Below are 16,728 nucleotides of genomic sequence, written 5' to 3'. Positions count from 1 at the left end.
AAAGACTAATTCAAAAAATGTATTAATGAAAATGAGACTTCTCTCGATTGCCCTATTATTGTGTGGGGCTACTTTATTTGCGCAAGATTATTTTCCTAAAAATGATGGCGTAAAATCAAAGAACAACAACTACATCGCATTCACGAATGCTAAAATTTATGTCTCACCAGTACAAGTAATTAATAAAGGAACATTACTTATTCAAAATGGAAAAGTTGTTCAGGTAGGTACTTCCGTAACGATTCCTAAAAATGCGGTCATTGAAGACTTAAATGGCAAATCTATCTATCCATCATTCATTGATGTATTTTCAGGTTTTGGAGTTGAGAAAGCAAAACGCAACCCTGCTCGAGGACGTTCAACACAGTATGAAGCAACAAGGGAGGGTTTTTATTGGAACGACCATATTATGCCAGAAAATGAAGCTATTGGAAAGTTCAAATATGATGATAAAAAAGCTACTGAACTTCGTAAAGCTGGTTTTGGAGTTGTAAACAGTCACTTTCAAGATGGTATTGCTCGTGGCACAGGAGTACTTGTTGCCCTAAACGCAAGTGGTAACGATGGTGATCGAATTTTAGAAGATCAATCGGCCCAATATTTTTCTTTCACAAAAAGTATTGCTAAAAGACAATCGTATCCGACATCGTTGATGGGGGCAACTGCATTATTACGTCAATTGTATTATGATTTGGATTGGTATGCAAAGGGTAACGTGAGCACTAAAGATCGTTCATTAGAAGCTCTTTTAGAAAATAAGAATCTTCCACAAATATTTGCTGCTGGAAGCAATGGAAATGTGATGCGTGCTGATAAAATAGGTGACCAATTTGGAATTCAATATGTCATTTTAGGAGGTGGTGATGAATATCAGCACATTGAAGCAATTAAAAATACCAATTCAAAATTGGTTATACCTATAAACTTTCCAAACGCGTACAATGTTTCAAATCCGAATGCCGCTGAATACGTAAATCTATCGGATATGCGTCATTGGAATCTGGCACCTACCAATCCTAAGGTATTAGCAGACAATGAAATACAATTTTCATTGACAGCTCATGACTTAAAGTCGCCATCAGATTTTAAGACCATGTTGATGAAAGCGATAGCACATGGACTTTCTAAAACAAAAGCTTTAGAAGCTTTGACTACTGTGCCAGCCAGTATCCTTGGAAAGTCAAATACTATAGGTACGCTTCAAACAGGTAGGCAAGCCAACTTTTTGATTACCTCAGGAGATATTTTCGATGAGAGCACCACACTTTATGAAAATTGGGTGCAGGGTACTAAAAATGTCATCAATAACAAAGACCAAAAAGATATTAGGGGTGATTATGATTTGGTAGTAGTTGGCCAAGCCTATAAAATGGTGGTGACCGGAGAAATTAGTAAACCAAAGGTTGAAATCAAGAAAGATACCACCAAGTTAAAGTCAAAAATTGATTATACCGGAGATTGGTTAAATTTTTCATTTACAACGGCAGACGACAAAATTTATAGAATGACAAGTTTGGTAGTCAATGACTCCAATAATTTATCGGGTAAGTTATTTCTACCAACTGGCAAGGAAAGTTCATTTAATGCTACAAAAACAAGTTCATTTGAAGCAGCTGTAAAAAAGAAATCTAAAGAAAAAGTGCCTGAACTTGTAGCCCTAACCTACCCTAATATTGGTTATGGCAATGCATCCAAGCCAAAACAAGAAACCATGTTATTCAAAAATGCTACCGTGTGGACTGGGGAAACTGTGATGGAAAATACAGATGTATTGGTAAAAAATGGAAAAATCACTCAAGTAGGTTCTGATTTAAATGCCAACGGCGCAACAACAGTTGATGCAACTGGAAAGCATTTAACCGCAGGTGTTATTGATGAGCACTCGCATATTGGGGCATTGGCCATTAATGAAGCTGGGCACAACTCAACCGCAGAAGTAAAAATGGAAGATGTGGTCGATTCAAAAGACATTGATTTGTATCGTAATCTTGCAGGTGGGGTAACAACCATTCAGCTTTTACATGGCTCCGCAAACCCCATTGGTGGTCGTTCGGCTATTCTTCGTTTAAAGTGGGGAGAAGATGTGAACGGATTATTATTTCCGAACATGCCTAAATTTATCAAGTTTGCCTTGGGTGAAAATGTAAAGCAATCTAACTGGCAAAGTTTTGCACGTTTCCCGCAAACGAGAATGGGCGTTGAACAGGTATTTATTAATTACTTTCAAAGAGCCAAAGAATATGATGCCAAGAAAAAATCAGGGCAAGCATATCGTATTGATGAAGAAATGGAAGCTTTGGCGGAAATCTTAAACGGAGAACGTTATATCAGTTGCCACTCTTATGTTCAAAGTGAAATCAATATGCTTATGAAGGTTGCTGAAAAATTTGATTTTAAAGTGAATACGTTCACTCATATTTTAGAGGGCTATAAAGTAGCTGATAAGATGGCAGAGCATGGCGTGGGCGGTTCTACATTTAGTGACTGGTGGGCTTACAAATATGAAGTAAACGATGCGATTCCGTATAACGCTGCAATTATGGCAAGCCAAGGGGTTACTGTTGCTATTAATAGTGATGACGCTGAAATGTCTCGCAGATTGAATCAAGAGGCTGGTAAAACCATTAAATATGGAGGAATGTCCGAAATTGAAGCGTGGAAGACCGTTACGTTAAACCCTGCAAAACTTTTGCACATTGATCATAGAGTTGGGAGCATTGAGGTTGGTAAAGATGCCGATTTAGTACTTTGGTCTGACCACCCCATGTCCGTATATGCGAAAGCAGAAAAGACCTTAATTGAAGGAACTGTTTATTTTGATTTGGAGAAAGATAGGGCACAGCGCGAAGCTATTCAAAAAGAACGTAACAAACTGATTACAATGATGTTGAACGAGAAAGCTAAAGGTGCTAAAATGCAAGGACCAAGACAAAGCAAAAAAGCACGGTTTGTGTGCGAAACTCTTTAAAAAATTAACAATGAAAAAATTAAATTTAATACTGGCAGTTTTATGGGGTTTTGTTTTAGTGGCACAACAAACCCCTGCAAATGAACAATCAGCACCTTTGACTATTGAAGGTGCAGTGGCGCATTTAGGTAATGGCGAAGTTATTGAGAACTCGCTTATCATGTTTGCTGATGGTAGAATAACTTTTGTGGGCGATGCCAAAATGAAAATAGCACGAATTGGTGAAGTCATTGACGCTTCTGGAAAGCATGTGTACCCAGGGTTTATCGCTCCAGGCAAATCTCTTGGCTTGGTAGAAGTCAATGCTGTTCGTGCAAGTAATGACCAAGATGAAATTGGCGACATCATCCCGCATGTCCGCAGTTTAATCGCTTACAACGCCGAATCTAAGGTGGTGGAAAGTATGCGTCCAAATGGGGTTTTGATAGGTCAGATTACACCACAAGGGGGGCGTATTTCAGGAACCTCATCCATCGTGCAATTTGATGCTTGGAACTGGGAAGATGCCGCTTTAAAAGTGGATGATGGCATTCATTTAAACTGGCCCAGTTCATTTAGAAGAGGTCGGTGGTGGTTGGGTGAGCCAAGGGGGTACCAACCAAATAAAAATTATCAAAAAAATGTCGATGAAGTTAAAACCTTTATAGGTGATGCTTTAGCTTATGGCAAAGTTCCTTCAAAAGAAATGAATCAAGCTTTCGCAGCAATGCAAGGGCTTTTTGACGGTTCTCAAAAATTATATGTTTATGCGCATGGGCAACTTGAAATTATGGATGCCATTAACTCAGCAAAGAATGCCGGCGTACAACATGTTGTCTTGGTTGGAGGGTATCATGCTCATAAAGTTACCGACTTTCTAAAAAAAAATAACATTCCCGTTTTGGTGCGTTTCACACATACCCTACCTTTCTTTGAAGATGATGACTATGACTTTACGTTTAAGCTGCCAAAAATGCTTCTAGATGCTGGCTTGTTGGTGGGATTACAAAATTCTGATGCTTCTAACTTTCAAACTAGAAACCTACCCTTTTATGCAGGTCAAGTGGTGGCACAAGGCTTGGATAAAGAAAAAGCCTTGCAATTGATTTCAAGTAACAATGCCAAAATACTCGGTATAGATACCGATTATGGCACCTTAGAAGTTGGTAAGAGCGCTACGCTTTTTATATCAGAAGGTGATGCCTTAGACATGCGCTCCAACCTATTGAACAAGGCCTTTATCGATGGGCGTGATATTTCATTGGAGACACACCAAACCAAACTTTGGAAACGCTATATAGGAAAGTTTGAGGGAAAATAAGATTTAAAGAAACATATCGATTGGCTTTTAAATTGAGACTAATCGATGTGTTCTAAAGCTGACAGATTCGTTAAATATAATTAGAAAAGTCAAAAGAGTATTCTACTCTTCTTTAGGCTTCTCCCAATAAACCGCCCTTTCAGGCTTCACGTAGAAATCGTCAGAAAGTTTCGCCTCACTAACTGAAATGTTTTCAAACTCCACCGTATTTCTAGCCTCTTTGATATTACGACCTTCGTAATTATGCCAAGTAATTGATTTTGGCAAAGCCAAACCATTGACAGGTGCCCAATCATCATAGCGAATCCACTTTACATTATCTGATTTTTCACCGCTACGATAGGTAACGGTATAGCCTAACCAAGCCATTTGATTAGTTTCAGCGTCATAGTGAATAAAATACTCGTCTTTAGGGGTTGTACCTACTCCACTATTATAACTAATACTTATTCCTGGATAAGTAATCCCATCAAAAACCAAATCTTCAGTTTCTCCGTACACAATACCATCATCTGCCAAAACAAAAGGCATAGCGTAGAAATAGAACATAAGGTTATGGTAAAATTCTACATTACCTTCATAATTTTCATTACTGTCTAACAACCAAGGTTTACCATCAAAACCCATTGAAAATTGATCCGTATCAATTCGGTCTTTTCTATTCCATAGGTCCGTGGTATGTGTTTCCGGATTATCCGCCTTGGAAATGGTATAAATAAGGGTACGCTGCTTTTTCCACAAGTCAAGTCCGCCGTGTGCATCAAAGACAACCACCAAGCCCTCTGGATAGGTTTTCGTTATAATTTTTTCTTCTACTTTGGTTTCAGCAGGAATAGCCGATTCTTTTGGGGTTTGCTTACACGATACAATAAATAATGTCAGTAATAGAAAAGAAAAAATCTTCATGGTTTTGTTATTTACAATTTCTGTCGGATAGTATCTATTAAAATTACGCGAATACTTATTTTTAAGCCGTGGAGGAACAAAAAATAATCACCAGTCTTCAAAACCCTTTGATAAAGAAGGTATTACAACTCAAAGAAAAGTCTCGTGAGCGAAAAAAGTCAGGCCTTTTTATTATTGAAGGTCAACGAGAATTAGAATTAGCGCTAAAAGGTGGGTATACCATAAAGACTTTAATGGTTTGTCAAGAATTAAGAGATGATACGGAATGGTTCCAAAAATCGAGTCATCCAACCATCCAAATATCCAAACCAGTTTATGAAAAATTGGCTTATCGTAAAACCACTGAAGGTATTCTGGCTATTGCAAAAGCCAAACCTCATGCTTTGAAAGCTATTACGTTCCAAACAAAAAAACCCCTGGTTTTAGTAGCTGAAGCCCCTGAAAAACCAGGTAATATCGGTGCGCTACTCCGTACTGCTGATGCTGCCAATTTAGATGTGGTAGTTATTGCTAATGCTAATACTGATCTTTACAACCCCAACATCATTAGATCAAGTGTGGGTTGTGTTTTCACCAGGCAGGTTGGAATGGGCACAACGGACGAAATCATCACTTTTTTAAAAGAAAATAATATTAAAATCTGTTGCGCTGCTCTTACAGCTTCAGATAACTACATAAATACAGATTACACAGATGCAACAGCAATTGTGGTAGGTTCAGAAGCTACTGGTTTAAGCAACAGCTGGTTAGAAAATTCAGACCAAAACCTAATAATTCCGATGCAAGGTGAGATTGACTCCATGAATGTTTCGGTGTCGGCAGCAATACTTATATTTGAGGCCAAGCGCCAACGCGGATTCTAAATTTCATGAATAGCAGTTCCCTATTTTATTCGATTATTGCCATTTTGATTATTCAATTTCTAATTGATTTTTTGCTAGATTATTTGAATGCAAAGCGTTTTAAAGAAAGTATTCCAAATGAACTCAGTGATGTTTTTGATAAAGAAGAATATAATAAGTCGCAAGCTTATAAAACGACCAATTACCGTTTTGGAATATTAAGCGATGTGTTTTCGTTACTCATCACTCTAGGTTTCTTGTTTTTTGGTGGCTTTGAATGGTTAGATGCTATAGTTAGAGGCTTTACAGAGAACCCTATTATCATGGCATTGTTCTTTTTTGGTATTTTGGTTTTTGGCAATAGCATAATTTCGTTGCCTTTCTCTTTGTACCAAACTTTCGCAATTGAAGAAAAGTTTGGGTTCAATAAGACTACTAAAAAACTTTTTTTTATTGATATCTTAAAAGGATGGTTGATGACCGCCATTTTAGGCGGTGGCATATTGGCTTTGGTCATCTGGATTCTGCAATGGTCAGGACCCGACTTTTGGTTGTATGCGTGGGGAGTTTTTATCATTCTAATGCTTCTTATGAACCTGTTTTATAGCAAGCTCATTGTTCCACTTTTTAACAAACAAACTCCACTCGAAGCCGGGAATTTAAAAGATGCCATTGAGGGATATGCCAAAAAAGTAGGTTTTGAGCTTAAAAACGTTTTTGTTATCGATGGTTCAAAACGGTCTACTAAAGCGAATGCTTACTTTTCAGGTTTTGGAAAACAAAAAAGAGTTACCCTTTTTGATACGCTTATCAATGATTTAGATGAAGATGAAATCGTTGCGGTTTTGGCCCATGAGGTTGGCCATTATAAGAGAAAGCACATCATTTTTAATCTTATAGCATCAATATTGCTAACTGGACTAACACTTTTTGTTTTATCTCTTTTTGTAAACAATCCTGATTTATCATTAGCTATCGGAGTTCAGAAGCCTAGTTTCCATGCTGCTTTAATCGGTTTTGCGCTACTTTACAGCCCAATTTCGGCAATTACTGGTCTAGCCATGAATTATCTTTCTCGGAAGTTTGAATTTCAAGCAGATGATTATGCCAAAGAGACTTTTGAAGCGATTCCTTTGATCACATCTTTAAAAAAACTATCCAAAAATAGTTTGAGTAATTTAACTCCGCATCCTGCATACGTTTTTATGCATTACTCACATCCGCCATTAATAGAGCGCATCCGCAATTTAAAGGCATAATATTTGTTGCTAAGCTGTTAAGATTACATTAATTTTAATATTCAATGACTGAAGCGGCTATCGAATTAGAAAACAAGCAGATTGCAAAGCAATACAAAGAATTGCTTCGCATTAGCTATCAAACGCTTACCCCATCGGATAAGAAACTGATACGCTCCGCTTTTGATGTTGCCGTTGATGCCCATAAAGAACAGCGAAGAAAGTCAGGTGAAGCTTATATTTTTCACCCCATAGCCGTGGCTAAAATTGTAGCTGCGGAGATTGGCCTTGATGCCGTTTCAATTGCCTCTGCCCTGCTCCATGATGTTGTGGAAGATACACCGTACACGCTAGATGATATTGAACGAATGTTCGGTGAAACCGTCGCTCGTATTGTAGATGGACTCACTAAAATTGCGCATCTTAAAAAAGACAAAAATATAAGTCAGCAAGCTGAGAATTTTAGAAAGATGTTATTGACTTTAAACGATGATGTTCGGGTAATCATCATTAAAATAGCTGACCGTTATCACAATATGCTCACTATGGACTCCATGCCAGAGCATAAGCAAGTAAAAATTGCTTCTGAAACCCTATACATCTATGCTCCTTTAGCTCATCGCATAGGACTTTACAATATCAAAACTCAACTTGAGGATCTCAGTTTAAAATATACTGAACCTGAAGTCTATGATGATATTTTCAATAAAATTGAAGATACCGAAGAAGAACAAAAAGCATATATCAGTTCTTTTACAAAAGTAATTGGAGATTCTTTAGATACCGAAAAGCTTAACTATACTATCAAGGGACGCATGAAGTCCATTTTCTCAATTAGAAGAAAAATGATAGCCCAAAATGTTGCTTTTGATGAAATCTATGACAAATTTGCCATCAGAATAATTTATAGCGCAGACAGAAAGAATGAGAAGTTTATTGCATGGAAAATTTATTCCATTGTAACCGATCATTTTACGCCAAACCCAGTAAGACTTAGAGACTGGATCACTTCACCTAAATCTACAGGTTATGAAGCACTGCATATTACTGTAATGGGGCCTGAAGGCAAGTGGGTAGAAGTACAAATACGTAGTGAACGTATGCATGAAATCGCCGAAAAAGGCTATGCAGCGCACTTTAAATACAAACATGGCGAACAGAAAGAACAAGGTATTGAAGTTTGGCTCAATAGATTACAAGAAGCCTTGGAAAGTGCCAACAGTAATGCAGTTGATTTTGTTGAAGAATTTAAACTCAATTTATATTCTAAAGAGATTTTTGTATTTACCCCTAAAGGGGAGCTAAAATCATTACCTAAAGGAGCAACCCCATTAGATTTTGCGTTTCATATACATACAGAGGTAGGAATGAAAACTCGGGGAGCTAAAGTAAACGGGAAACTCGTGCCTCTCAATACCATATTGCATAGTGGCGATCAAGTCGAAATTATGACATCGGAAAGTGCAAAACCCAATCAAAATTGGTTGGACTATGCCAGTACTGCTAGAGCGAGAGCAAAGATAAAGTCATCATTGCGGGAGGAAAAAAGAGAAGTTGCAGACGAGGGCAAAGAAATATTAAGGCGCAAGTTAAAGTCACAAAAAGTCAACTTGAATGAAGATGTTGTCAACAAAATGGTCATCTTTTTTAAATTAAAGACCAGCCTTGATCTTTTCTTTAGAGTAGGTAATGGAATTATTGACAATCAAAAAATAAAAGAGTTCGCATCATCTTACAACAATGCATTTCTTAATTTCTTTAAAAACAAGATTAGGCGCACCCCTGCACTTGAAGATGTAAACAAAGATGAAATCACAACTAACTATGACATGCTTGTTTTTGGTGGTGAAGAAGAAAAACTACCTTATAAACTATCACAATGTTGTAACCCAATACCAGGAGATGAGGTTTTTGGTTTTGTTAGTGTTAGCGATGGCATTAAAGTACATACCAAGAACTGTCCAAATTCAATCTCACTGCAATCAAATTATGCATATCGCATAATGAGTGCAAAATGGATAGATTCAACTCAAGAAGAGTTTACTGCAGATATACAGATAACGGGCATAGACAACCTTGGTCTTATCAATGAAATCACCAATATTATCTCAGACAATATGCATGTAAATATGCGAAATCTTAATTTTAGTACTAATGGTGGTACTTTTACCGGGAAAATAACAGTGGTAGTAAAAAATAATGCCATCCTCAAAAAATTAACCGCTAATCTTAAGCAAATCGGAGGCATTGATAAAATCACCAGAATATAATTTTTAGCTGTACATTTGCAAGATAGTATTATCACTATGGGCAACGTTAAAAATCAAGAGATTGTAAAAAATGTTTTTACCTCGTTTTTAGAAGAAAACGGGCATCGAAAAACGCCTGAACGTTACGCTATTTTACAAGAAATTTATGAAAGTGATGATCATTTTGATGTAGAATCTTTGTACATTAAAATGAAGACCAAAAATTATCGGGTAAGCAGGGCTACGCTTTACAATACAATTGAATTACTATTAGATTGCAAGTTGGTCAGAAAACATCAATTTGGTAAAAATCAAGCACAATACGAAAAGTCTTATTTTGATCGTCAGCATGATCATGTCATTTTAACTGATACTGGTGAGGTCGTGGAGTTTTGTGATCCGCGTATTCAGTCGATAAAAAAAACAATTGAAGAGGTTTTTGATATTAAGATTAACAACCATTCATTATACTTCTACGGAACCAGAAACAAAGAAGAAAACCTAACCGAATAACCAAAAAAACTTCATGGTAGATTTATTGCTTGGACTCCAATGGGGAGACGAAGGAAAAGGAAAAATAGTTGATGTTCTTACCAAAGATTATGATATTATAGCAAGATTTCAGGGAGGTCCAAACGCAGGGCATACCTTGGAATTTGACGGCATCAAACACGTTTTGCATACCATCCCCTCAGGAATATTCCACAAAAACGCCTTGAATGTAGTTGGCAATGGTGTCGTAATAGACCCTGTAATCTTTAAAAAAGAATTGGATAATCTCAAAAAGTTCAATATTGATATTGTTTCAAAGCTTTTTATTTCTAGAAAAGCACATTTGATTCTGCCTACCCATCGCCTGCTGGATGCTGCCTCTGAGGCAGCTAAAGGGAAAGCAAAGATTGGTTCTACTTTGAAAGGGATTGGCCCTACTTATATGGATAAAACTGGGCGAAATGGAATGCGCGTTGGCGATTTGGAATTTGAAAATTGGAAGGAAAAATATCGAGCTTTGGCCAATAAACACGAAGCGATGATAGATTTTTATGATGTCGATATCCAATACGATTTAAAAGAACTTGAAGCTGAATTTTTAGAAGGAGTTAAAGAGTTGAAAAAATTAAAATTTATAGATAGCGAAGAATTCATGTTTTCTGCTATGTATAACGGAAAAAAAATATTAGCGGAAGGTGCACAAGGGTCTCTATTGGACATTGATTTTGGAACCTATCCTTTCGTGACTTCATCTAATACCACAGCAGCCGGAGCATGCACCGGTCTTGGTGTTTCTCCTAATAAAATTGGTCGCGTATTAGGTATTTTCAAGGCTTATACTACAAGGGTTGGAAGTGGACCTTTCCCAACTGAGTTGTTTGATAAAGATGGTCAAACCATGGGTCGCGTGGGCAATGAGTTTGGAGCCACAACTGGGCGTCCAAGACGTTGTGGTTGGTTAGACCTGGTTGCCTTAAAATATGCAGTTCAAATTAACGGAGTAACTGAACTAATGATGATGAAAGGTGATGTTCTAAGTGGTTTCAAAAAGCTAAAAGTCTGTACCGCTTATCAATATAAAGGCGAAGAAATTAATCATCTACCCTATAATATTGAATCTGAAAATGTAACTCCGATTTATAAAGAAATGAAAGGATGGGACAAAGATTTGACTCAGCTTACTTCAGAATCAGAATTTCCCGATGCTTTAAATAATTATATCGATTTTCTTGAAAAAGAACTCAATGTTCCGATTAAGATTGTTTCGGTTGGACCCGACAGAACCCAAACGATACATCGATAGGTTTTCCCAAACCTTTCTAAATCTAAATAAGTAGTTGTTTCAAAAATCCTACTTTTGGGCAAAATTGTACGATTTGAAAAGATTATTGGTTTTCGTTTTTATGATATCTTTTTTTATTACCAATGCACAGGTAGAAGCCAAAGAAGAAAAGCAAATCAATATTGTCTATGGTGCCAATTTCACAAAGGATGAAGCACAATTTCCTGGAGCTTCTATTTTTTCAAAAGATGATGAAAGACAAGTTCAGTTTGAACATCAAGGTGCCGATTTATGGTGTGATATTGCAATCTTTTATTCGGCAGAAAATAAATTAAGGGCAATAGGGAACGTTCGCTTGCAACAGGGTGATTCCATCGAAATGAACAGCGGTAAAATAAACTATGATGGTAATACCAAATTAGCAAAGGCCTGGGAAAATGTCGATTTGACCGATGGACAGATGACCCTCACTACCGATACTCTCTATTTTAATCGCGAAAAACAAGAATCTTTTTACAATTCTGGCGGTAAGGTGGTTGATTCGACAAACACGTTGACAAGTATTATTGGAACCTATTTCATGGAGCTTAAAAAAGTACAGTTTCAGGATAGCGTTCATATTGACAATCCAGAATACATTATTGATTCAAAGCAACTAGATTATTATCGGGTTTCCAAAAACGCCTATATGTATGGTCCATCGACCATTGTCGGCGATGAATATACAATTTACTGCGAACGGGGTTTTTATGATACTAAGATAGAACAAGGCTATGGGGTAAAGAATACCACCATCAATTATAGCAATCGAATCATTGAAGGTGATAGCGTGTATTTTGATAAGACAACATCATTTGCCTCGGCTACCAATAACATCAAGGTTACAGATACTATCAATAATGGTGTAATAAGAGCACATTATGCAGAGGTTTTTAAAGAAAAAGACTCTGTTTTCGCTACAAAAAGAGCGGTTGCCATTAGTCTAGTACAACAAGATTCTCTTTATATTCATGGTGATACCCTATTAGTTACTGGGAAACCCGAAGCACGAATATTACGAGCTTTCAGAAATGCAAAGTTTTACAAAACAGATTTGAGCGGTAAGTGTGATTCCATTCACTCCGCTGAAAAAACAGGAGTGACCAAATTAATTACAGATCCTATTTTATGGAATGTTGACAATCAAATGACAGGCGATAGCATCCATTTGATCTCTGATTTAGAAACTGAAAAATTGGATTCTTTAAAGGTCATAGAAAATGCCTTTATCATAGCATTGGACACTATCGGAAAAGTAGGATATAATCAAGCTAAAGGAGTAAATCTTTATGGCAAGTTCATTGAAAACGAGCTTAAAATCATTGATTTAGTCAAAAACACAGAAGTCATCTATTATTTGTACAATGATGATGATGAATTAATAGGTATTGACAAAACCATTTGCAGCAAAATTCGCTTGTTCATGGAAAACAATGACATTGAAGACATTACTTTTTTCGTGAATCCAGAAGGCGATATTTTTCCTGAAGAAGATTTACCAGTTGATAGCAGAAAACTAAAAGGTTTTATCTGGCGCGGTGAAGAACGTATTTATTCTAAAGAGGATATTTTTGATGAAGATGACAATAACATTCAACTTGTAAAAATAAGGGGAATAGATAATCCTGTGGATATTGATACGGAGGAACGTGAACGAAGTGGTCTACCTCCTCTAGAGAAACCAAAAGGACAAATTCCCAATTCAAAGGCGACAAAAACCAAACGATCCTTTTTAAAAAAGGTGGACAGTAACGAATAATTCCAGATTACTGAAATGAAGGATGATTTCTTCAAATACCAGGCACAAACCACACCGTACCCATTGGCACTAGAGATATCTCACGCCAAAGGCAGCTATATTTATGATACCGATGGAAATGCTCATTTAGATTTTGTAGCAGGAGTATCGGCTTGTAGTCTCGGTCATTGTCACCCCGAAATTGTCAAAGCAATAAAAAATCAGCTAAATAAGTATATGCACGTTATGGTGTATGGCGAATATGTGCAACAATCGGCTGTTGAATACACCAAATTATTGGCTTCATTATTACCCAAAAATTTAGAAACCACGTATTTAGTAAATTCAGGTACAGAAGCCATAGAAGGAGCATTAAAACTTGCGCGTAGAGTTACAGGTCGCACACAATTTATAGCTGCAAATCATGCATATCATGGCAACACTATGGGCAGTTTAAGTATTATGGGGTTTGAAGAGCGCAAAAAAGCTTTTCGTCCTTTGATTCCGGATGTGACATTTTTACAGTTCAATTCTGAAGAAGACTTAGATAAAATAACAGTCAAAACGGCAGGGGTCGTACTAGAGACAATTCAGGGTGGTGCTGGTTTCATCCTTCCAAAAGGTGGGTACCTAAAAAAGGTCCGCCAACGCTGCGATGAAGTTGGTGCTTTATTAATTTTAGATGAAATTCAACCTGGATTTGGAAGAACAGGAAAACTATTTGCTTTTGAGCATTATGGCATTACTCCAGACATTCTAGTCATTGGAAAAGGAATGGCTTCTGGGCTACCCGTAGGTGCATTTGTAGCCTCTCACCAAATGATGGCCTCATTCCAAGATCAGCCTAAACTCGGTCATATTACCACTTTTGGCGGAAATCCTGTCATAGCGTCTGCCTGTCTAGCCACATTAAAGGTCTTAACTGATAATCAATTTATTGCCCTTGCACTGGTAAAAGAAAAATTGTTTAAAAGGTTTTTGGTACACCCTTTGATTATGGAGATAAGAGGAAAAGGGTTGATGCTGGCAATGCTATTTGAAAATGCCGAAATTGTTAACTATTTGATATTGTCTGCTGCTAGGAAAAAGCTTATTTTGTTCTGGTTGTTATTTGAACCTAAAGCCGTTCGTATTTCTCCGCCTCTAACAATTTCGGAAGAAGAAATTGAAGAAGGGTGCGGGCAAATTATCGAAATATTGAATTGCTATCAACCAACGACTGTTAACTAAATTGTTGATAACAAACCCAAATCAAGGACCAGAATCAGTCTACATATAGGCTAATTTTAAGTCCATAGTAAAACCAAAAACGTTTCTATGGCGTTACAACCTAACGAAAATAACGAAGATTCTGTTTTAAAGTTTGAGTCAATGCTCAAAACTGATGATGTCTATTTTTTTGATGCTGACGATTTTGAGGGCATTATTCATCATTATTTAAATCATGGCAAAGTCTCTCTAGGCAAAAAAGCTATTCAAATTGGTTTACAACAACATCCGCATTCAGTTGAATTAAAATTACTAAGAGTAGAGGTACTGGTTTTTGAAGACGACTTTAAACAAGCAGAGCTTTTACTTGATGATTTACAAACAATAGATAGCAATAATGAAGAAATTTTTGTTCAACGCGCCAATATTCTATCCAAACAAGATGATCATCAAGGGGCAGTGAATATGTTGCTTGAAGCTTTACATATGGCTGACGATAGTTTTGACATTTATTCTTTGTTGGGTATGGAATATCTGTTTATGGATGATTTTGAACAAGCAAAAAACAGTTTTATCAAATGCTTACAGTTAGATGAGAGCGACTACTCTTCATTATATAATGTTATTTATTGCTACGAGTTTTTAGAAGATTTTGATGGAGCAATTGTCTATTTAAATGACTACCTAGAACGAAATCCATATTGCGAAGTAGCATGGCATCAGCTTGGAAAAATGTTTTTCACAAAGGGCATGTACAAAGAAGCTCTTACCGCTTTTGATTTTGCCATTATCTCAGACGAATCATTTTTAGGAGCTTACTTCGAAAAAGGAAGGGTTTTAGAAAAGTTGGGGAAATACAATGAGGCTATAGAAAGTTACCAAACGACCATAAATATTGATGACCCAACCTCGCACGCATATCTAAGAATTGGCAGATGCCATGAGCGCTTAGGCAATGATGACTTAGCAAAATATTATTATTACAATACAGTGCATGAAGATCCCCTATTGGATAAAGGTTGGATAGCTATTACTGAATTTTATACCAAGAAAAAAGACTATAAAAAAGCTCAGAGATATATCAATAAAGCAATAAACATTGATGGGGAAAATGCGTTGTACTGGAAAAAGAGCGCTAAAATATTCGTGGCCCTTAACAATTTAGATGAAGCTGACTTTGCTTTCAAACAAACAGTTGATTTAGGCAACTACGAACTAGATACTTGGCAAGAATGGGCTGTGGTACTTCAAAAACTTAATGACTATCATTCAGGTGTGCAGGTATTATTACAAGGTCTCGAGTTTTATCCCGATAATGCCGAAATGTGCTATCAATTATCTGGTTTATATCTAAAGACTGACCAAATAGCGTTGGCAAAAGAAAAATTAAGTGATGCCTTACAATTAAATTCAGAAAAAGCAGTTTTCTTTAAGAAGAAATTTCCTGAATATAGTAATGTCAAATGGGTAAAGGATATTTTTACTGAAAACAAAAAAGCATCTACTTAATTCATACATCTTAGAAAATAAATGGCAGGTCGAAATTCAATTGACTACGTACTTATCGCGCTTAAAGGTATTGCAATGGGTGCTGCAGATGTTGTACCTGGGGTTTCAGGAGGAACAATAGCATTTATTTCTGGTATATATGAAGAACTAATTTCTTCTATTAACAATATTAATTTAGGGCTGTTAAAAACACTAAAAAAAGAAGGTTTTAAAACTTTTTGGGAGCAACTTAATGGCAACTTTTTGTTGGCACTGTTTTCAGGAATTTTTATCAGCCTTTTTTCATTGGCCAAATTTCTCAGTTGGCTATTAGAAAACGAACCTATTCTACTTTGGTCATTCTTTTTTGGTTTAGTAACAGCTAGCATATTTTTGGTAGGGAAAGAAATAAAAAAATGGAATATTATTTCAATCACCGTACTGCTCTTAGGTGCAGCCATAGCCTATTTTATTACAACTTTACCTCCAAATGAGAATGTAAATAGCCTTCCTTTTCTTTTTTTATCCGGTGCTTTGGCAGTATGCGCTATGATTTTACCTGGTATCTCAGGAGCTTTTATTTTGGTTCTCTTAGGTTCTTATAAGACAATTTTGGATGCCGTTCACGAAAGAGATATCAAAATGGTAGCCACCGTTGCAATTGGCGCTATTTTTGGATTATTAAGTTTTGCCAGATTGTTAAAATGGATGTTCAAAAACTACAAGAATACAACCCTAGCACTTTTGACCGGATTTATTTTAGGTTCTCTCAATAAAATATGGCCTTGGAAAAAAGTTCTAGAAACCAAGGTCTTTGATGGTAAAATCATTCCGATTAAAGAAAACAGTATTTCTCCTTTCACTTATGAAGGTGATTCTCAATTAATGTTGGCAACTATACTCGCCATAGTGGGATTTTCTCTTATTTTTATCCTTGAACGGGTGGCTACCAAAAAATAAGGAAGTCTAAATACCAT

Annotated in this window: 12 protein-coding genes; 11 read left to right on the top strand and 1 reads right to left on the bottom strand. The window is 36.6% G+C overall.

Features of this window, described 5'->3' with window-relative positions; all coding sequences use genetic code 11:
* Positions 1-25: 25 nt before the first annotated feature.
* Positions 26-2,968, top strand: coding sequence for an amidohydrolase family protein (locus tag RM706_RS08090; protein WP_311350549.1), 2,943 nt, complete (start codon positions 26-28; stop codon positions 2,966-2,968).
* Positions 2,969-2,978: 10 nt separating this feature from the next.
* Entirely contained in the window at positions 2,979-4,268 is a 1,290-nt protein-coding gene (locus RM706_RS08085) for an amidohydrolase family protein (protein ID WP_311350548.1), read from the top strand.
* A gap of 102 nt (positions 4,269-4,370) precedes the next feature.
* Here the strand turns inward: RM706_RS08085 and RM706_RS08080 are convergent, their stop codons facing one another.
* The gene (locus RM706_RS08080) at positions 4,371-5,174 is read right to left on the bottom strand and encodes a hypothetical protein (RefSeq protein WP_311350547.1); all 804 of its coding nucleotides are present in this window, start codon (positions 5,172-5,174) and stop codon (positions 4,371-4,373) included.
* A gap of 68 nt (positions 5,175-5,242) precedes the next feature.
* On the opposite strand from RM706_RS08080, the gene RM706_RS08075 reads away from it, so the two are divergent.
* From RM706_RS08075 to RM706_RS08035, 9 genes are all read left to right on the top strand, one after another.
* The gene (locus RM706_RS08075; RefSeq protein ID WP_311350546.1) at positions 5,243-6,037 is read left to right on the top strand and encodes a TrmH family RNA methyltransferase; all 795 of its coding nucleotides are present in this window, start codon (positions 5,243-5,245) and stop codon (positions 6,035-6,037) included.
* 5 nt (positions 6,038-6,042) lie between these two features.
* Positions 6,043-7,275: a M48 family metallopeptidase gene (locus RM706_RS08070; protein WP_311350545.1), complete on the top strand. Its 1,233-nt coding sequence runs from the start codon at positions 6,043-6,045 to the stop codon at positions 7,273-7,275.
* A gap of 44 nt (positions 7,276-7,319) precedes the next feature.
* Positions 7,320-9,524: a RelA/SpoT family protein gene (locus RM706_RS08065; protein ID WP_311350544.1), complete on the top strand. Its 2,205-nt coding sequence runs from the start codon at positions 7,320-7,322 to the stop codon at positions 9,522-9,524.
* A 36-nt stretch (positions 9,525-9,560) separates the two neighbouring features.
* Entirely contained in the window at positions 9,561-10,016 is a 456-nt protein-coding gene (locus RM706_RS08060) for a Fur family transcriptional regulator (protein WP_311350543.1), read from the top strand.
* Positions 10,017-10,029: 13 nt separating this feature from the next.
* Complete coding sequence (locus tag RM706_RS08055; protein ID WP_311350542.1) at positions 10,030-11,298, top strand: adenylosuccinate synthase; 1,269 nt, start codon at positions 10,030-10,032, stop codon at positions 11,296-11,298.
* A 100-nt stretch (positions 11,299-11,398) separates the two neighbouring features.
* Positions 11,399-13,075, top strand: coding sequence for an OstA-like protein (locus tag RM706_RS08050; protein ID WP_311352003.1), 1,677 nt, complete (start codon positions 11,399-11,401; stop codon positions 13,073-13,075).
* A gap of 15 nt (positions 13,076-13,090) precedes the next feature.
* On the top strand, positions 13,091-14,284 hold the full coding sequence (locus RM706_RS08045) for an aspartate aminotransferase family protein (RefSeq protein ID WP_311350541.1): 1,194 nt from the start codon (positions 13,091-13,093) through the stop codon (positions 14,282-14,284).
* An 87-nt stretch (positions 14,285-14,371) separates the two neighbouring features.
* Positions 14,372-15,772, top strand: a complete 1,401-nt coding sequence (locus tag RM706_RS08040; protein ID WP_311350540.1) for a tetratricopeptide repeat protein — start codon at positions 14,372-14,374, stop codon at positions 15,770-15,772.
* Positions 15,773-15,793: 21 nt separating this feature from the next.
* Entirely contained in the window at positions 15,794-16,711 is a 918-nt protein-coding gene (locus RM706_RS08035) for a polyprenyl-phosphate transporter (protein WP_311350539.1), read from the top strand.
* Positions 16,712-16,728: the final 17 nt, after the last annotated feature.

Source organism: Croceitalea rosinachiae (assembly GCF_031846445.1).
GTDB lineage: Bacteria > Bacteroidota > Bacteroidia > Flavobacteriales > Flavobacteriaceae > Croceitalea > Croceitalea rosinachiae.
This window is presented reverse-complemented; position numbering and strand designations above follow the sequence as displayed.